The 17128-nt window shown below is 44.7% G+C and carries 18 protein-coding genes and 1 pseudogene; 14 read left to right on the top strand and 5 right to left on the bottom strand.

What is annotated here, in order from left to right; all coding sequences use genetic code 11:
* The first annotated feature begins 55 nt into the window (after positions 1 to 55).
* Complete coding sequence (gene moaC / locus P8X24_RS02690) at positions 56 to 532, top strand: cyclic pyranopterin monophosphate synthase MoaC (RefSeq protein WP_372913938.1); 477 nt, start codon at positions 56 to 58, stop codon at positions 530 to 532.
* Here the strand turns inward: moaC and P8X24_RS02685 are convergent.
* Both P8X24_RS02685 and P8X24_RS02680 read right to left on the bottom strand, forming a co-directional pair.
* Positions 510 to 974, bottom strand: a complete 465-nt coding sequence (locus tag P8X24_RS02685) for a hypothetical protein (protein ID WP_372913937.1) — start codon at positions 972 to 974, stop codon at positions 510 to 512. The genes moaC and P8X24_RS02685 overlap by 23 nt on opposite strands.
* Positions 971 to 1750: an SDR family oxidoreductase gene (locus P8X24_RS02680; protein WP_372913936.1), complete on the bottom strand. Its 780-nt coding sequence runs from the start codon at positions 1748 to 1750 to the stop codon at positions 971 to 973. Before P8X24_RS02680 ends, P8X24_RS02685 begins: the two co-directional genes overlap by 4 nt.
* Before the next feature lie 269 nt (positions 1751 to 2019).
* Between P8X24_RS02680 and P8X24_RS02675 the strand changes: the two genes are divergently transcribed.
* Positions 2020 to 2334, top strand: coding sequence for a hypothetical protein (locus P8X24_RS02675; RefSeq protein WP_372913935.1), 315 nt, complete (start codon positions 2020 to 2022; stop codon positions 2332 to 2334).
* Positions 2335 to 3053: 719 nt separating this feature from the next.
* Positions 3054 to 3992, top strand: a complete 939-nt coding sequence (locus tag P8X24_RS02670) for a transcriptional regulator (RefSeq protein WP_372913934.1) — start codon at positions 3054 to 3056, stop codon at positions 3990 to 3992.
* On the opposite strand, the gene P8X24_RS02665 is transcribed toward P8X24_RS02670, so the two are convergent.
* Positions 3982 to 5373, bottom strand: coding sequence for an MATE family efflux transporter (locus P8X24_RS02665; protein ID WP_372913933.1), 1392 nt, complete (start codon positions 5371 to 5373; stop codon positions 3982 to 3984). The genes P8X24_RS02670 and P8X24_RS02665 overlap by 11 nt on opposite strands.
* 183 nt (positions 5374 to 5556) lie before the next feature.
* Between P8X24_RS02665 and P8X24_RS02660 the strand changes: the two genes are divergently transcribed.
* The 11 genes and pseudogenes from P8X24_RS02660 to P8X24_RS02610 all read left to right on the top strand — a co-directional run bounded on the left by P8X24_RS02660 (position 5557) and on the right by P8X24_RS02610 (position 15471).
* Positions 5557 to 6315, top strand: coding sequence for a MinD/ParA family ATP-binding protein (locus tag P8X24_RS02660; protein ID WP_372913932.1), 759 nt, complete (start codon positions 5557 to 5559; stop codon positions 6313 to 6315).
* Between the two features lie 4 nt (positions 6316 to 6319).
* Positions 6320 to 7546, top strand: coding sequence for a hydroxymethylglutaryl-CoA reductase (NADPH) (gene hmgA, locus P8X24_RS02655; protein ID WP_372913931.1), 1227 nt, complete (start codon positions 6320 to 6322; stop codon positions 7544 to 7546).
* Positions 7546 to 7764 (top strand): TrmO family methyltransferase domain-containing protein, encoded by a 219-nt coding sequence (locus tag P8X24_RS02650; protein WP_372913930.1) that lies wholly within the window; start codon positions 7546 to 7548, stop codon positions 7762 to 7764. Before hmgA ends, P8X24_RS02650 begins: the two co-directional genes overlap by 1 nt.
* Positions 7765 to 7772: 8 nt before the next feature.
* A complete protein-coding gene (locus P8X24_RS02645) occupies positions 7773 to 7943 on the top strand; it encodes a TrmO family methyltransferase domain-containing protein (protein ID WP_372913929.1) in 171 nt (56 codons plus the stop codon).
* Positions 7944 to 8095: 152 nt separating this feature from the next.
* A complete protein-coding gene (locus P8X24_RS02640; protein WP_372913928.1) occupies positions 8096 to 9421 on the top strand; it encodes a RuvB-like helicase in 1326 nt (441 codons plus the stop codon).
* Positions 9422 to 10263: 842 nt separating this feature from the next.
* The gene (locus tag P8X24_RS02635) at positions 10264 to 10857 is read left to right on the top strand and encodes an HXXEE domain-containing protein (protein WP_372914180.1); all 594 of its coding nucleotides are present in this window, start codon (positions 10264 to 10266) and stop codon (positions 10855 to 10857) included.
* A gap of 609 nt (positions 10858 to 11466) precedes the next feature.
* Positions 11467 to 12612 (top strand): annotated as a pseudogene (locus tag P8X24_RS02630) (ABC transporter substrate-binding protein); the annotation flags it as partial.
* 17 nt (positions 12613 to 12629) lie between these two features.
* On the top strand, positions 12630 to 12914 hold the full coding sequence (locus P8X24_RS02625) for a carbohydrate ABC transporter permease (protein ID WP_372913927.1): 285 nt from the start codon (positions 12630 to 12632) through the stop codon (positions 12912 to 12914).
* 290 nt (positions 12915 to 13204) lie between these two features.
* Positions 13205 to 13510, top strand: a complete 306-nt coding sequence (locus P8X24_RS02620) for a carbohydrate ABC transporter permease (protein ID WP_372913926.1) — start codon at positions 13205 to 13207, stop codon at positions 13508 to 13510.
* Positions 13507 to 14337: a carbohydrate ABC transporter permease gene (locus P8X24_RS02615; protein WP_372913925.1), complete on the top strand. Its 831-nt coding sequence runs from the start codon at positions 13507 to 13509 to the stop codon at positions 14335 to 14337. Before P8X24_RS02620 ends, P8X24_RS02615 begins: the two co-directional genes overlap by 4 nt.
* Before the next feature lie 18 nt (positions 14338 to 14355).
* The gene (locus P8X24_RS02610) at positions 14356 to 15471 is read left to right on the top strand and encodes an ABC transporter ATP-binding protein (protein ID WP_372913924.1); all 1116 of its coding nucleotides are present in this window, start codon (positions 14356 to 14358) and stop codon (positions 15469 to 15471) included.
* A gap of 560 nt (positions 15472 to 16031) precedes the next feature.
* Here the strand turns inward: P8X24_RS02610 and P8X24_RS02605 are convergent.
* Both P8X24_RS02605 and P8X24_RS02600 read right to left on the bottom strand, forming a co-directional pair.
* On the bottom strand, positions 16032 to 16304 hold the full coding sequence (locus P8X24_RS02605; RefSeq protein WP_372913923.1) for a hypothetical protein: 273 nt from the start codon (positions 16302 to 16304) through the stop codon (positions 16032 to 16034).
* 305 nt (positions 16305 to 16609) lie between these two features.
* Positions 16610 to 16777: a hypothetical protein gene (locus tag P8X24_RS02600; RefSeq protein ID WP_372913922.1), complete on the bottom strand. Its 168-nt coding sequence runs from the start codon at positions 16775 to 16777 to the stop codon at positions 16610 to 16612.
* Positions 16778 to 17128: the final 351 nt, after the last annotated feature.

The following is a 17128-nucleotide window of genomic DNA, read 5'->3' as shown; positions in this document are numbered from 1 at the left end:
CCTTTCCCTTCAATTCGTCATCAAACTTATTTATCCCCTTTTCCATCTTCAGCACATGAAGGGGCTAACACACGTCGATGAAAAAGGTGTAAAGATGGTCGAGATAGGCCACAAGGATGTCGTCTATAGAAGGGCAGTAGCAAAGGGCAGGATAAGGTTGAGGCCTGAAACCGTAAAGCTAATCAGGGAAGGGAAAATAGAAAAGGGGAACGTCCTCGCCGCAGCCCAGATAGCTGGAATTTTAGCCGTAAAGAGGACTCCAGAGCTAATCCCCCTCTGCCATCCAATCCCCCTCACCGGGGTTGACATAACCTTCGAGTTCGGCGAAGATTACATTGAGGTAACATGCGAGGTTAGGGCTTACTACAAGACTGGCGTTGAGATGGAGGCTTTGACCGGTGCTACAGTGGCACTACTAACGATATGGGACATGGTGAAGGCTGTAGAGAAGGATGAGAGGGGCCAATACCCCTACACGAGGATTGAGGATGTAAGGGTTGTTGAAAAGGTCAAGTCTTACAGTAGCCAATGATGTAGTATTCGAAGATCTTCATTATTGCTGAGCCAAGAACTCCACCCAACATAACTCCAATAAAGGAGAATTCGGGCTTCCACATGCCAACTAACCCTCCAACCGCCATGGCAAACCCTAGTGTTATCCCGACCAGTGCGGCCTTTGTGCTCTTCTTAACCTCCTTGAGGATGAGCCTCATAAGACCTTTCTCGTCTTTGACGAGGTACTCAATTTCTCCTATCTTCTTGTCCCCTCTAGCTAGGAATTTCCTGCCTTCGTGCTCCACTATATACACGTACTTCCCAAACGTGGAGTATATGAAATATTCAACGAGACTTTCAAGCTCATAACCCTCTCCAACAACTTCAATAACGTGAAATCCCATCGATTTGAACTTGTTTGGGTCTTCCTTGACTTTCTTAGCTAGGAACTTTGGCCTTAAAATTTTCTCCCACATCACAGGTTCACCGCCCTCGTCATTGCTCCGTCAAAAACTATCGTTGAGCCGAGCATGTACTCGGCATTTTCGCTCAGAAGGAAGTCAATTAGGGCACCCAACTCTTCCCACCTTCCAGTTCTCTTAAGGGGTGTTCTTTCAACGACCTCTCTTCTCCAGAATTCTTCTGGATCAATGCCCCTCTCTTCGGCAAGTTTTGCTAAGTTTTCCCTTGCCCCAGGGGTGTCAAAGCTTCCCAGCAACACCGTGTACGCCCTTATCCCCCTCCCACCATATGATCTTGATATTCCTTTGGCTAGCTGTATCAGTCCTGCTCTCGCAGAATCCGCCAGCAAGAGGGGCGGCATTGGTTCTAAGACTGAAGCCGAGCTTAGATAAATTATTACCCCTTTCATTTTCTTCTCGAGCCATGCCTGAACTAAAAGCGTTGTTAGATATCCTGGGGAGGCAAGATGAAGCAGGGAAGCTTCTGCCCAGTCCATGTACCTAGCTTCATGAACCATGCAGGGCTCGCACCTAACGTTTGGGGCATTCCATATTAAGGCATCAATACTCCCAAGGGCCTCCCAGGCATTTTTTACGAGTCTTTTCAGATCCTCTTTAACGAGGAGGTCCGCCTTAAAGTATTCAACATTTCCAAAATCTCTAAGTTTTTCATAAGCTTTTTTCAGGTTATCTATGTTGCTGGAGGATATCACGATGGAATGTCCCCTTTTGAGTAACTCCCTTGCAACGTTAAACCCTATTCCCCTTGATGATGCTGTGATTAAGACGTTCATACGTATTCATTAATGCTTTCTCCTATTAAAGTGTTCCGTTTTGGCTGGGCAAAAGTGCTCCTTTGTCTAAAATATTTTCAAAAACCGACTTTGGATGTTTTTAAAGTTGGTGATGTATCAATGTGAGATGACAAGGGTAGCAAATGTGAGGTTCTGTACCTAGGGATGAGAGAAAACTAAACCTTTTAAGATCACGATCATCGGTGCAGGATCTGCTGGACTTTTAGAGGCTTGTAATTTAGCGCGTAAGGCTTTTGAAGTTCACGTATATGCAGAGCCGGGAGGAACAGTTGCCTTTGGAATTCTGGAGTGGGGGTTCCAATAAGATTCATAAGGAAGCGCTAAGGAAATCGAGAAAAGAGCTGGGTGATGAATGGGCCGAAAAGTTCATCTCCTTGGAGAAGCTCATGAACGAGTTCGAGGTGATCCTGATAGCTACTGGTGCATGGAGGTCAAGAATCCTTAAGACTCCTGGGCATGATTTTTCAGGACTTATGGATGTCTTAGGCGCCCTTGCTAAGATAAAGATGGCAAGAATAGGATACCTACCCAAGAGCGAGCTTCCGGACTTTGAGAACAAATAGTAGTTGGAGCTGGGTATGCGGCAGTTGGTATGACTAAACAGGCTCAGCTTTTTGGTGCAAGGGAAGTTATAGTAACCCGCAGGAGATCACTGGAGCATAGCTATGCAAAGGGTGGAATTAGAAGGCTGACTAATAAGGAATTATTAAATTTGTTGAACATGTAACCGCCCTGAGAGGATAATTGGAGACGAAAGTGTTAGAGAAGTAGAATTTTGCCAAGACAAGGATCGTTGAAGGGAGTGTAATTAAGACCGAGGATCAAATTACAGTTCCAACGGACTACTTGACATTCGCTATTAGTTCAAATTCCAACAAATCCAATTAGGAGATAACATGTGTGGATGAGGAGATACTCAAGAGCCTGGAGTATTCTTTGGCTCGGGTCCAGGAATATAAGAGCAACCATTACTTGAGAGGACAAGAGAGTCGCCGAAGGGATAGAGGAGTGGCTGATTACCCATGGGCCTGGGAGGCTACTCCTAGCCGGTGGGCTGATAGGGGGAGGTTATTGGGGGCAGAAACCTCTATTAGTTTCGTTGTGTGTCATTGCATTGGTGGGCTCGGGTTTCCGTCAACGTGGGACAATGAAGCCCCCGGCAACGGGATTGAGCTACTGCCATGAATGCTTAGAATCGCCGTGATGACCCACACTAAAATGATGCAGTGTGAGGGAACGGCAAATGCTAACTTTATAAACTTTTTTGTCAAACATTCAATTGATGGAGCTAGCGAACGTTGTTGAGAAGATATTGAAGAGCATTGGATTTGAGACCGCGAGGCTCACATTTAGGGGAGGATGCTTTGATCTAGTTGCTACTAGGCGTCTTCTCCTGCTTTTCATAAAAACTCTCACCAATATTGATAAATTCACGGAGGAGCAGGCCGAGGATTTAAAAAAGCTTGCGAAGCTTTTCAGGGCGTCTCCTCTCTTGGTTGGCCTGAAGACGAAGAATATAGAGCTTGAAGATGGAGTTGTATACGAGAGGTTCGGCATCTATGCGATAACCCCAGGAACCCTCTACTCTCTGTTCGCGGAGGGAGAGCCCCCTCTTATAATGGCCGAGAGAGGAGGTTTTTACGTCAAGATTGATGGGGAAAAGTTGAGAAAGCTTAGGGAGGAGCATGGATATACCCTTGCGGAGCTCGCTACTTATGTTGGCGTCTCAAGGAAGAGCTTGCAGAGGTACGAAAAAGGTGAAGCTGTCGTAAGCCTTGAAGTGGCCCTTAGGCTGGAGGAGATTTTTGACGAGCCTTTGGTTAAGCCAGTAGATATCTTAAGGGCAAAGCTTGAGGATGTATCCTTAGGCTCGAAACCTGAGAGCAAGCTCGAGAAAGAAGTATTTGAGGAGCTACACAAGCTTGGAATGGATGTCATTAAGATCAAGAGAGCTCCATTTAATGCAGTGGGAGAGGAGGAAGATGAGGAGATAAAGTTGCTTACTGGCATAGATGAGAAGAAGACAAGTGCGACGCTGAAGAGAGCTAAGCTGGTGAGTCAGATAACCGAGTTCATAGAGAGCGAGGGCATGTTCGTTCTTGAGAATGCTCGGGCTGAAGTCATAAGCAGGATTCCTGTCATACCTAAGAGGGTGTTAGAAGATGTTAGGGATGTTGACGAGCTCTTCGAAATAATAAAGGAGCTGAAGTCTAAATCTTAATGTGCTTCCACTTGCCTTTTCTGAACACTAGCCAGAAGAGCCCTGCGGTTATAAACGTCTCAAGGCTCATCCCTACCCATGCCGCTATTACACCTAACCCCTTGAAGGTAAATCCAGGGAAAGTTAACTTCCAAATAGTAAAGCTTGGAATCTCGAATCCAAATCCTAGCAGGTAGGATGGAATTATCCTGAAGAGTAACTTGCTGATTGCAGTGACATAGAGGGGGCTTTTAGTGTCTCCTGCTCCCCTTAGGGCACCGCTTAGAACGAACGTTACCCCGAGTGGAATTTCGCTTATCCCAACTATTATCAGGTATATCGAAGCGAGATTCTTAACGACTTCATAATTTGGATCTGAGCTTGAAAGGAATGGCACGACAAGGTACCTTGGGAATACAGTGAGTATAAGGGCCATGACGCTCATGAAGGTTGTTGTCATAACCAATGCTTCTTTAACAACCCTCTCAGCCTGTTCGGGTTTTTTCGCACCCAAGCTCTGTCCTACTAGGGCAGATGTTGCTATGCTGAAACCAAAAGCTGGCATGTACGCTATGCTCTCCACTCTTAATCCTATTTGGTGAGCTGAAAGGGCTATCTTTCCGAACCTAGTAACTATGCTCATATATAGGAAGTTATAAAAGCTAAAAAGGCCTCTTTCCAGCATTGTCGGTGTTCCTATTCTGAGGATCTTCTCTACTATGTCCCACCTTATCCTCAACTCCAGTACAGGCTTTAAAACGAGCTTATGAGCTATAAATAGATACAGGCCAACGAGAAATGCGATCGTGATTCCTATTCCTGATGCCCAGGCGGCTCCCACTGGGCCCATCCTGGGGAAGCCTAGCTTTCCAAACACCAGGAGATAATCAAGGATGGCGTTTATGACATTCATCAATATATTTAGTAGCATTGGCGTTTTCGTATCCCCGGCCCCCCTCAGAGAGGAAAAGAATGCAAAGCCAACGAATCTAATTGGATAAAACAGAAAGAGCACTTTAAGGTAGGCATATGCTATTTCGAGGACTTCTCCTTTGGCACCCATTATCCTGAGTATGTCATCCCCGAAGAATATCCCAAAAAGCATTACGGGAATTCCTAGGATGAACGCTATGTACATGCTCTGTTCCGCGACCTTCGATGCCTCTTCATAATTTCCTTCTCCAACCCTCCTCGCAACTACCGCTAGGGTTCCTGTGGATACGGCCATCATTATTGGAAACATAAACCAACTAACCGTTCCCCCCAGGCCAACGGCACCGAGAGCAATTGCACTAACGTGGCCGACTATCATTGTATCAACTAGGTTGAGAAGGGTTTGGCTGATATTCCCAGTTATTGCGGGCCATGCTAGCCTCCATAGTCTCCTTCTTATCTCGCTCATTTCAATCCCATTATCATTTTTGTCTAAACGGTTAAAGTTACATTGAATTTAAAAACCTTATTACATCCCCACAAGGGAGTGGAGCAGTGTATTGAAGGAAATTCAACCCCTTAGCAAAAACCTTATATCTTCTTCGTTTGAAGACTAATTTGTCTCTTGTTAAACCCCCAGGGGCGGACAAATATGGCAGTGATCGTTGTTACGGGAAGGGGTGGAGCTGGAAAAACTACAACGACTGCAAACTTAAGTACATACTTTGCCCAAGCCGATTATAGAGTTCTTGCTATAGATGGGGATCTTTACCTCCCAAATCTTGGTCTTCACTTTGCCCTAGATAATGTGAAGTACACGCTTCATTCGGTCGTTAAAGACCCCAATATGGATCCTGAATGGGCTATATATCGACATAAGGAAACTGGAGTTTATGTGATGCCCGGGAGTTCAAGGCTTGAAGATGTTCTGGGGATCTCCGGTCAGAGATTGAAGGATATAATTGAGAATCTTAAGTACAAGTACCCCCTCATATTTGTGGATTCGCCAACTGGAGTTCCTTTCGATACCCTTCCTGCGTTTGAGGTTTTCGATTATCAGATAATAGTTGTTGAGATTGAAAGGTCTCCAATATACTCCTTTGAGACGATGGTTGAAAATGAGGTTTTGAAGCTCAAGGCATTGGGTGATAGATTTAGGCTTGAAGTGGGAGTTGTTATAAACAAGGTTAGGGAGGCAGCGGATGTCATCGATAAGATAGTTGAGGTTATAGAGAGTGATATAGGTGTTCCTGTCATTGGAGTTATCCCTTTTGATGATGCCGTTCCTGAATCTGTGAATGCTGGAATACCCGTTCTAGTATATAGACCCCACAGCGATGCCGCGGTAGCTTTTAAAGAGGCGGGCCAGCTAACCGAAGAGTGGATTTTTGGCTCTTCTGCGCAGGGGTGATGATATGAACGTTGAGGAGATTATAGAGAAAGTTGCGAAGGGTGAGATTAAGTTTCATCAAGTAGAGAACTATGTTAATGGGGATAAGAGGCTTGCAACCGAGATAAGGAGGAAGGCTTTGGAGAGGAAGCTTGGAATAAAGCTCGAGCACATAGGCCACTACAGCATAGATCCTAACCAGCTCATCGGGAGGAATATAGAGAACATGATCGGCGTGGTTCAGATACCAATGGGAGTCGCTGGGCCCTTAAAGATAAATGGAGAGTACGCTAAGGGAGAGTTCTACATTCCTCTGGCCACCACGGAAGGAGCCTTAGTCGCTTCGGTGAACAGGGGCTGCTCAGCCTTAACCGAGGCAGGTGGAGTCGTTACTACTCTGTTGGATGACAAGATGACGAGAGCACCACTAATAAAGTGTCCTAATGCTAGAAGGGCGAGGGAAGTTGCACAGTGGGTTCAGGAGAACCTTGAGTACCTGCAGGAGAAGGCGGTAAGTAAAGTCACGAGACACGGAAAGCTTAGGGGTGTTAAGCCCTTCATAGTGGGCAGGAACCTCTATCTTAGGTTTGAATTTGAGACTGGAGATGCAATGGGAATGAACATGGTCACAATAGCGAGCGAGGAGATAATGAAGGTTATCGAGGAGCACTTCCCCGATGTAAGGTACTTGGCACTATCGGGAAACCTCTGCGTGGACAAAAAGCCTAACGCCGTGAACTTCATCCTCGGCAGGGGGAAAACAGTCGTTGTCGAAGCTGTAGTCCCCAGGGAGATAGTTAAGAGGAAGCTGAAGACTACTCCAGAACTAATCGCGGAGGTAAACTACCTGAAGAACCTTGTTGGCTCTGCTCAAGCTGGTAGCTATGGCTTCAACGCCCACTTCGGCAACATAGTTGGGGCGATATTCCTAGCCACTGGGCAGGATGAGGCTCAGATCACCGAGGGCTCTCACGGGATAACCATAGCGGAAGTAACTCCAGAAGGTGATCTATACATAAGCATAACGATGCCGAGCCTTGAAATAGGAACCGTTGGAGGGGGAACTAGGGTTCCTACTCAGAGAGAAGCCCTTGAGATAATGGGTGTCGCTGGTGGAGGGGATCCTCCTGGGGTAAATGCTAAGAAGTTTGCTGAAATAGTTGCGGGTGCAGTTCTTGCAGGGGAGCTATCTCTACTTGCGGCTATAGCAGCCAAACACCTTGCAAGGGCTCACAAGATGTTGGGGAGATGATGAAGATTAGGTATTATAAATCAATTGGGATAATTAGAACGCCCTTTAAGGAATCGAAAGGCATTTCTATTCAGCCTTCTGCGGCTAAAAGGACTAGAGGTGAGGTTATAGTATTCCCTGAGTACGCTGAGGGCCTGAAAAATATTAACGGCTTTTCTCACATAATCTTGATTTATCACTTTCACTTGGCAAAACTGGACTCCCTACTTGTATTGTAAAGCCGTACATGCACGATGAGTATCATGGAGTTTTTGCTACTAGGGCCCCAAGCAGACCTAATCCCATAGGCATTTCCATAGTGAGGCTCCTGAGTATAGAGGAAAATGTCCTGCACGTTAAAGACATTGATATAGTTGATGGAACTCCTCTCCTTGATATAAAAATCATATGTTCTTGAATTCGATATTAGAAAGGTGAAAGGATAGGATGGCCTGAAAAGAACGTTCACAAGTTCCTTCACACTAGGGATGATGGCCGCTTTTCAGGGGCTAAGTTTTTAAAACACTATTTTAATTACCTATTGGAAGAAAAACTGCTGGAGGTGGTGAAATGCCAGTTATAGAGGAGCTCCCAACAGTCAAGTTTGAGAGAGTTGGAATGCACTCCCACATAAAAGGCCTGGGATTGGATGAGAACGGCAAGGCAAAATTCATTGGAGACGGGATGGTCGGTCAAGTTAAAGCTAGGGAAGCTGCTGGAATTGCTGTTAAGTTGATAAAACAGGGCAAACTTGCTGGCAAGGGTATTCTGCTTGTTGGACCAACGGGGAGCGGTAAGACTGCGATAGCAATGGGTATAGCCAAGGAACTTGGTGAAGACGTTCCCTTCGTTCAAATAAGTGGTAGCGAAATTTATTCTGCCGAAGTCAAGAAGACTGAATTCCTGAAGCAGGCCCTAAGGAGGGCCATTGGTGTTAGAATTAGTGAGGAGAGGAAGGTTTACGAGGGAATGGTCGAGAGGATAGAGATTAAGAGAACGAGGCACCCCTTCAATCCCTACATAGAGGTTCCAGAGAGCGTTAAGATAACTTTAAAGACAAAGGACGATGAGAAAACACTAAGAGCTGGCAGGGAAATTGCCTATCAGTTGCTCGAGCTTGGAATTGAAGAGGGTGATGTAATACAGATAGATGCCGAGACGGGAAGGGTTTCAAGAGTTGGAACAACAAAAGAAGAGGAGGGACTATTCTTCAGGAAGAAGGTGGAGCTTCCATCAGGTCCAGTTCTCAAAGTAAAGGAGTTCACGTACACGGTAACCCTTCATGACCTTGACGTCGTGAATGCGAGGGCTGGAGGTATATTCAGCCTTCTCTTTGGTGGAGGAATGGAGATAAACGATGAGATCAGGGAGAGGGTTGATCAAACCGTTAAGCAGTGGATAGAAGAGGGCAAAGCGACTTTAGTCCCTGGGGTGCTCTTCATAGATGAGTGTCACATGCTCGACATCGAAGCATTCTCATTCTTGGCTAGAGCAATGGAGAACGAGCTTGCTCCAATTTTAATCCTAGCAACCAACAGGGGAATGACGAAGATAAGGGGAACTGATATCGAGGCCCCTCACGGAATTCCGCTGGACATGCTTGACAGGCTGTTAATAATAAACACTGAACCCTACAAGAGGGAGGAGATAAGGGAAATCGTGAAGATAAGGGCCAAGGAGGAGGGGATAGAGCTTAGCGAGGAAGCCCTAGAGTACCTTGCGGAGCTCGGTGAGAAGACTAGCCTAAGATACGCAGTTCAGCTACTGGCCCCGGCAAGCATCATAGCAGGAGGCAAGAGAGTGGAGAGAGAGCACGTTGAGAAGGCCAAGGAGTACTTTGCTGATGTCAAGAGGAGTATAGCCTTCGTGGAGAAGCTTGAGGGGATGCTACGTTAGAGCACAACTAACACTATATCCTAGTCTTTGCTTCTTTTTATTTTTGGGCTTGTAAGAGATTTTTGTGTAGAATATAAGTAAGATATTACTTAGGATAGTCTTAAAGTAAACCGGGGAGTCTTAATAAATAATTTCGGTTTAATATTGACCCAGGGAGCGGTGGAGGAACTGTTGTATATCTTGGAATAGAGCAGAATATGGTGAGTCGAGAGTTAAATCATAATGGTTTATTTCATACAAATAGAAACGAGGCATATTTAGGTAGTTCTCAAAAAGTTTCCACCTGAATTGAGGCAATAGGATATGGGTATGCAATAACATATGCAAGTGTTGGAGAAAAGTTTGACATTGGTGGAACAGGAGATGCTTATGCGACTATAGAGATTCCACTGACCTCCTCCCCTTTGCGGGGGTTCCCATAGCTCCGCAGGGTCGCCCGTGGTCGTCGGGCAGGTTGGCGTCATCGGGCACGGTTAGAGGCCCTCAGGAGGAATAAAAATTGAATATAGCGGGCTTTCCTCCCCCTAAAGGGTGAGGCTCCCAGCCCACAAAGGTGGTGACAATTGGTGGTAGGTAGATTTAGGGTTTGGTGTTATCTCTCAATGTTATCCTTCTGGGAAATTTCTTGATTGGGATAAATCGGAGCATTTGGCATCTTTTGGTTCCCGTAATTTTTATATAGCTCTGTGAGGTAGTTTTGGTGGTGTAGTGATCCTGGAATATGATGTTTAAGCGTGTTTGAGGGTGTGAGGTTGCCATTTCCCTGAAAGCCCTCCTAATAAAAATGGGGGGGTCACGCTCTACGAATAACATTGCTCAAGCAGGTGGTTGTCGTGAAGTTCATGAAAAAATGTTCGATAATATCGTGGCTTGAGGAGTACTGGCCAGTTTCAACGCCCTTTCTTGCCGTGTATGTAACTGTTCTGCTGGTTTTGTTCGTCTTCAAGGAGAACTTCCCCCTCTTCCTAATCTGGCTGCAGACACCGGTCTACTGGGTGCACCAGTTCGAGGAGTACATTTACCCTGGTGGCTTCGTGGAGTTCTTCAACAAAAAGGTTCTGGGCTCAAAGCAGGGGGACTGGCCACTTACAAAAACACACGCCCTTTGGATTAACGTTCCAATAATCTTCATTGGATTCCCGCTCTCGGCTGTCCTCGCAAGTCTCGTTGATATTTCAATCGGAATATGGACGGCCTATTTCTCGATCCTGAATGCCCTCTCGCATGTGGGCATGTTCTTCAAGCATGGCTACAACCCGGGCCTCGTGGCGAGTGCACTGCTTAACATACCCGTTGGCGCTTACACAGTTTACTACTTTGCCACCAGTCATCCGTTGTCGCTGGGTGCACATATCATTGGCTTTCTCGTCGCTCTGGCGATTCAAGGCGCGCTGATGGTTTGGGGATTGAAGTTTATGAAGGCAAAGGTAACATGAAGGCCTCACCCTTTAGGGCAGGGAGGGAATCAAGCTCCTTAGTTTTCACTATTCCCACTCGAAAATGAATTGCGTCAAATAATAAAATATGGTGGCAGTTCAGTCGTCTTAAACTAAGTCAGTGTCAATCACCCCCAAGAGTCTCCTTAACTTTCATGGACTCGTGGGAGTTTAACGAAAGTGAGCTTTCGTTAGGTCTAACCTTAATAAAACCTAACGACAATTATAGAGCTCGAAGAATTTCTCAGGCTAATTGCAGAGGAAGAAAGCAAAAGAAGTAAGTTTAGACTAAAGATATTCACGAAGAAATCTGGGCTCTCGCAAAGAGTTACAGTGCAAGGGTCGTCAATGTTATTCAGAGGAGCATCAGATAATTTTAGAAGGCCTGCATTAGCACCTGCACTCTAAGACTCTTATACGCCATCTCCCCTCACCTTGGTAATATTAATCATCCATAAAAACCTTAACCTTTATATTTCAGTCTCAAACCTTTATTAGTGAGAACTATTTCCGTTGAATTCCGCCATTAAATTGAAAGATCGTGTGGCTGGTGTATGATGGAGAAAAAGCCCTGACACCGGCCGAAGAAGAGGTGAAAAAGAGGCCTTTGATGCAGTGGCTAAGAAATTCCAAGAGAAATATCCTAACATTGAAGTAAAAGCAAATCCCGTAAGTGGTGGTGGAGTAAATCTGAAGATGATTCTCCAATCACTAATGCTTGCAGGAAAGCCTCCTGACACATTCCAAGCCCACGCGGGGTATGAGATGGCCCCCTATATTCAAGCCAACCAGCTTTCCCCAATTGATGATATCTGGACAGAGGACATGAAGAAGAACTATCCTGATGTTATAGAGCAAATGGTAATCTTTAATGGACACTACTATGCTGTTCCTATAAATGTCCACAGAGCGAACGTCATATGGTACAATAAGAAAATTTTTGACCAATATGGGATTGACCCATCGAGCATTAAAACTATTGATGACCTCTTTGCTGTTGCCGAGAAGCTTAAGCAGGAGGGTGTGACTCCTTTCGCTCTTGGCGATAGAAATAAGTGGCCGGCAACTCAAGTGTTTGAGGTTCTTCTTGTTGCAGTTGGGGGAATTGACTACTATGAGAAATTTATCAATGGAGAGATAAGTGACAATGATCCAACACTTAGAAAAGTCCTTGAGTACTTCGTGAAGTATGTGGAGTACTCCAACCCTGATCACGCCGCGAAGACTTGGGACGAGGCGTGTGCCATGGTTTACAAGGGAGAAGCTGCAATGACCCTTATGGGGGATTGGGCAAATGGTTACTTCAAGGCAAATGGATGGCAACCAAACGTTGACTATGGAGCTATAATTATCCCCGCGAATACCTACGACCTAGTTATAGACACTTTCGTGCTTCCAGCTCAGGCTGCCCATCCAGATGCTGCCAAAAAGTGGTTAAGCTTCATCGGAACAGTCGAAGCTCAGAACACCTTCAACCCGATAAAAGGTTCAATACCCCCAAGGATGGATGCGCCATCTGACCCATACGATCCAATCCAGAAGGCATTTATGAAAGAACTAAGGTCTAAGTCAACAAAGCTGTTCCCAAGCATCGCCCACGGAAGTGCAGTACCAGAGGCGTTTGCAGCTGACCTCAACGACATTATCTCTGAGCTTGCAACAACCAAAGATATTAATGCGGCAGCGAGTAAGATAATAAGTGCTATGAAGAAGGATCTCATTCCGAACAAGATCAAAGAGTGGGATCTTGGTTAAAATGGGGGGAGACAAAGGTGAGAAGGTCTCCGGATCTTCCTTATATTCTTTTATTTTTAGCTCCTGCACTGATCTTGGTGGGAATTTTTGTTTATGTTGCAATTGGATGGAACATATACATCTCATTTACTAATTGGAGGGGCCTAACTCCTTCTTACAAGTTTGTTGGATTGTACCAATACAAACAATTACTTCAAGATCCTGTTTTCTGGATTTCACTTAAAAATAACTTACTTCTGATCCTCCTGTTCGTTCCTGGCGCGATTTTAATAGGTTTGTTCCTCGCAATACTCCTAAGATAGAAAAATTAGGTTTGAAGGAGCATTTAGGACTATTTATGCCCTTCCATTTGCCCTCTCGTTTTTAGTTACTGCTACACTCTGGGCTTGGATGTATTCCCCTTCAGATGGTGTTTTAAACACATTGTTTGAAAAACTTCATCTTGGTTTTCTTAAAAGTGACTGGATAACTGATCCAAAAATTGCAATGTACTGTGTTATAATCGCGTTAATCTGGCAGTTTTCGGGATATACAATGGATAATTTATCTTGCTGGGATTAGATCGATACCAACCGATCATTATGAAGCTGCAATGGTTGATGGAGCTAATGCATGGCAACTTTACAGATGTGTTGTAATCCCACAGCTTGTTAAACCAACCCTCAGTGCCTTTGTCGTTCTAATGGTATTTTCACTCAAAGCGTTCGACTTTATCTGGATCCTCAGCAGAGGGGGGCCAGGAACGTCAACATATATCTTGGCAGTTCAGATGTACGTTGAAACATTTGCAAAGACAAAGTTCTCCTATGGAGCTGCAATAGCCACAATTCTGCTCCTAATGGCTTTAGCCGTTGTGTTGCCATATCTCTACTGGAGTTACAGAGGTGAGAAAAAATGAAGAAAAAAGTTTCATTCTCAAGGTTAATTATGTATCTGCTCCTCATATTCCTGGCCTTTGTATATCTCCTCCCAATATGGAGTGCCATAACTACTTCAACAAAGAGTACAGAGCAGGTTGCATTAACAACTCCTGTAACTCCAGTATTTCCTCCGCATTTTGAGGCTTATAGAATAGCTTTCTCTGAGCTGAAACGTCCCATAATAAATAGCTTGGCATTTACTGTCTTTGCAACGATATTCTCGACAGTTCTTGGTTCACTGGCAGGATTTGCACTAGCAAAGCTCATAAGGAGCACAACATCAAAGAAGCTATTAGTACTGATAACATTTGGAATATTCATTCCATATCAAGCAATTTTAATTCCTTTAGTCAGGATAATATCAAGTCTCGGGCTGTATAACACAATCCCAGGGTTAATTCTGACTCACACAGCATATGGAATTCCAATAACGACACTGCTGTTCACTAACTATTACTACGAAATTCCGGATGAACTTGTAGAAGCTGCAAAAGTGGATGGTGCAAACCCCCTCAAGATATACACAAGCGTTGTGCTACCTATTTCAAAGCCCGCATTTGTAGTTACAGCAATTTACCAGTTTGTAAACATCTGGAACGATTATCTCTTTGGAGTAGTGCTTACAAGAGGAGAAGAAGCGATGCCAGCAACCGTTAAACTTGCAAACCTCAAGGGGAGTTTTGTAGCAAATTGGAATATCCAAATGGCAGGAGCCCTCATTGTGGCTCTCCCGACACTTTTCATAATGATAGCTCTGGGAAAATACCTGATAAGAGGATACACAACAGGAGCTTTAAAAGAATAAAGTTTGGAGGTGACTTATATGGCTAGTGTCAGGCTAGAGGGTGTCTGGAAAATATTTGGGAACTTTGAAGTCGTGAAAAACCTCAACCTTAAAATTAAGGATGGAGAATTCATGGTCTTACTTGGTCCTTCGGGTTGTGGAAAGACAACGACTTTGAGAATGATCGCTGGTTTGGAAGAGCCAACGAGGGGTCGGATATATATTGGTGATAGATTGGTGGCGGATCCTGAAGGAGGTGTTTTTGTTCCTCCGAAGGACAGGGATGTTGCGATGGTTTTTCAGAGTTATGCACTATATCCACATATGAGTGTTTATGATAATATTGCCTTTCCGTTGAAAATTAGGAAGGTGCCGAAACAAGAAATAGATCAAAGAGTTAGAGAGGTTGCGGAGTTGCTTGGTTTGACAGATTTGCTTAAGAGGAAGCCTAGGGAGCTGAGTGGTGGTCAGAGGCAACGTGTGGCCTTGGGAAGGGCTATAATAAGAAGACCTCAGGTCTTCCTCATGGATGAGCCGTTGAGTAATCTTGATGCAAAACTTAGGGTTAAGATGCGTGCTGAGCTTAAGAAATTGCAAAGGCAACTTGGTGTGACAACAATTTACGTTACTCATGATCAGGTCGAGGCAATGACGATGGGGGATAGGATTGCAGTGATTAATGCTGGTGTTCTTCAGCAGGTTGGTTCGCCGGATGAGGTTTATAACAAGCCTGCCAACGTCTTCGTTGCAGGCTTCATTGGTAGTCCTCCAATGAACTTCTTTAATGTCACAATTACAGAGGATGGATTCGTGGACTTTGGAGAATTCAAACTTAAACTCCTTCCAGATCAATTCGAATTGTTGAGGGACGTTGGTTTGATTGATAAGGATGTACTTTTAGGCATTAGACCAGAGGATATTTACGAGGCCACATCTACCCAAGTTAAAACCCAGGAGAACATAATTCATGCCAAGGTGGACATTGTAGAAAACCTTGGTGGTGAAAAGATCGTCCATTTAAGGGCTGGTGGTGTTTCCTTCGTTGGAAAATTCCCCGCTGAGAGTTTTGTTAAGGAAAACCAGGAGGTTGACGTAATTTTCGACATAAAGAAAATCCACATCTTCGATAAAACTACACAAAGAGCAATATTCTGAAACATGCCAGCCGGAGATTGGTAAGCAAAAATAGAGCAAGCAGTGCCTAGTTAAAGAGCTAGAAGGCTTTATTTTTTCTGGAACCTAATTTACACTCTTAAGTTGGTATGGAAATCGCTGTGAAATGTCACTGAATATACCTACTAAATAAGATAGTGCTCAAAACCAGCACTCATATGTTTTCCTTTCTCTGCTATCTTTTCATTGCTCAACGGTAAAAATCTAGTAACAACACTTTTGTTTAGGTCTATTACTACAGAGAGAGGTGTGACTTCCTTCTCAACACAAAAATTCTTGTCGTGAAGTTTGGGTTTAAGTTGTTAAGTAGAGGGGGAAGTCACATAAAGTTGAGAATGGTGGAAAGAGGACTGTTATTGTTCCCAATCATGAGGAGGTCACCATTGGGACACTAAAAAAGCATCCTGAGACAGGTAGGGATTTGTGAAGAAGATATCAATAAGCCATCTGAAAAATAATGAGCTTGGCGTAGAGGTCATTCGAGACGGAGTTTATGGAATCATCAACGCCAGCAGGAAAGAAATAAGCTACTCTTCCTCCTCCTAGCCTCTTAGTAACTCCCTAACCTTTCCAAAGACAGACTTCTTCTCCTCAATTTCCTCAACGAAAACTCCTTCTATCTCACCAAGGTGCTCCTCAAAGGTTGGCAGGAAGAGGCCAACGAGTTCTAGGGGTTCGAGACAGGGACAGTTAACAAAGTAATTGAGGGGTTCCCCTTCGGGGAGCTCCACCTTAAGCATCATTCCTTTCTTGTCCTTTTGGACTTCAAAGTGGGCGACACCCTTTTTTCCTACGATTTTTCCCTTGATGAGCATCAAGGATAGTGCTAAGGAAGAACTTAAAGGCCTTTTTTGAACTGAATGTTAAAAACGGAATGTTAAAGCCTCCTTTTCGAGAATGAAGGTTCTCTCCGGGAGCGTAACGATGAACTCACTTGTACTTATCAGTCTTGGGTTGATATAGTGAGCGGAAAGGTGAGAAAGAGGACGTAGTCGTTGCCCTCTTTATGGGCTGAGTGGCAACTCCTCTAGAGGATAAACAGGTGTGGATAGCGGTTGTACAGGATTCTCTCAGCTATGAGGCTTGTTAGATGCCTAACCACTGACCACTGGCGGATTTCTCAAAGAAGAACAGCTGGATTGAATAGACTCGGCTCTTTTCTTTTCCTGATATCATACAGGATTTCCGTGTTCCCCCCTATGAAAGTGTAGAGCCTGTTCATTCGAGTGGACTTTCCTCTTCTGGTTTGGGGCGATGCTGTATCATATGTACTCCCGAACTTCAGCACCTACTAAAGGGGAAGGGCTTTGGCGCTTTAACGCTTTATCGGGTGAGATTGGGGACTCTGCGGTCTCTGCTTATATGAGACCTGGGTTGGAAAGAGAGTTAAGGTAGAGGGTAGTTACAGTAGTCCTTCCGTAGATCCATCCTGGTTTCCGCTATGGTGGCAGGTAGCTGAAGGAATTCCCTCCAGGCCATGGAGCCCCTCACTAGCCTCTGATAAATCACCTGTCCCTGTCGAGGTTTCCCCTTTTTATTCCACCTTTTAGCGTGACCATCATTGATTGTGCATATGCACAAAAATATTAAAAAGCTTGTTGGACAGTTTTGAGTATAACCAACAGTTTAAAAGCCGAAA

The organism is Pyrococcus kukulkanii (assembly GCF_041647995.1).
GTDB lineage: Archaea > Methanobacteriota_B > Thermococci > Thermococcales > Thermococcaceae > Pyrococcus.
Note: the sequence above shows the minus strand (reverse complement) of the source record. Positions and strands in the feature narration are given on the sequence as shown.

Bases quoted from the DNA above. Each gene is read 5' to 3' on its own strand.
- P8X24_RS02660 (WP_372913932.1), top strand. From the start codon at position 5,557: ATGGCAGTGATCGTTGTTACGGGAAGGGGTGGAGCTGGAAAAACTACA.
- P8X24_RS02610 (WP_372913924.1), top strand. From the start codon at position 14,356: ATGGCTAGTGTCAGGCTAGAGGGTGTCTGGAAAATATTTGGGAACTTT.
- P8X24_RS02675 (WP_372913935.1), top strand. From the start codon at position 2,020: ATGCAGAGCCGGGAGGAACAGTTGCCTTTGGAATTCTGGAGTGGGGGT.
- P8X24_RS02605 (WP_372913923.1), bottom strand. From the start codon at position 16,304: ATGCTCATCAAGGGAAAAATCGTAGGAAAAAAGGGTGTCGCCCACTTT.
- P8X24_RS02620 (WP_372913926.1), top strand. From the start codon at position 13,205: ATGGTTGATGGAGCTAATGCATGGCAACTTTACAGATGTGTTGTAATC.
- P8X24_RS02680 (WP_372913936.1), bottom strand. From the start codon at position 1,750: ATGAACGTCTTAATCACAGCATCATCAAGGGGAATAGGGTTTAACGTT.
- P8X24_RS02670 (WP_372913934.1), top strand. From the start codon at position 3,054: ATGGAGCTAGCGAACGTTGTTGAGAAGATATTGAAGAGCATTGGATTT.
- moaC (WP_372913938.1), top strand. From the start codon at position 56: ATGAAGGGGCTAACACACGTCGATGAAAAAGGTGTAAAGATGGTCGAG.
- P8X24_RS02640 (WP_372913928.1), top strand. From the start codon at position 8,096: ATGCCAGTTATAGAGGAGCTCCCAACAGTCAAGTTTGAGAGAGTTGGA.
- P8X24_RS02645 (WP_372913929.1), top strand. From the start codon at position 7,773: ATGCACGATGAGTATCATGGAGTTTTTGCTACTAGGGCCCCAAGCAGA.
- P8X24_RS02665 (WP_372913933.1), bottom strand. From the start codon at position 5,373: ATGAGCGAGATAAGAAGGAGACTATGGAGGCTAGCATGGCCCGCAATA.
- P8X24_RS02635 (WP_372914180.1), top strand. From the start codon at position 10,264: ATGAAAAAATGTTCGATAATATCGTGGCTTGAGGAGTACTGGCCAGTT.
- hmgA (WP_372913931.1), top strand. From the start codon at position 6,320: ATGAACGTTGAGGAGATTATAGAGAAAGTTGCGAAGGGTGAGATTAAG.
- P8X24_RS02650 (WP_372913930.1), top strand. From the start codon at position 7,546: ATGAAGATTAGGTATTATAAATCAATTGGGATAATTAGAACGCCCTTT.
- P8X24_RS02615 (WP_372913925.1), top strand. From the start codon at position 13,507: ATGAAGAAAAAAGTTTCATTCTCAAGGTTAATTATGTATCTGCTCCTC.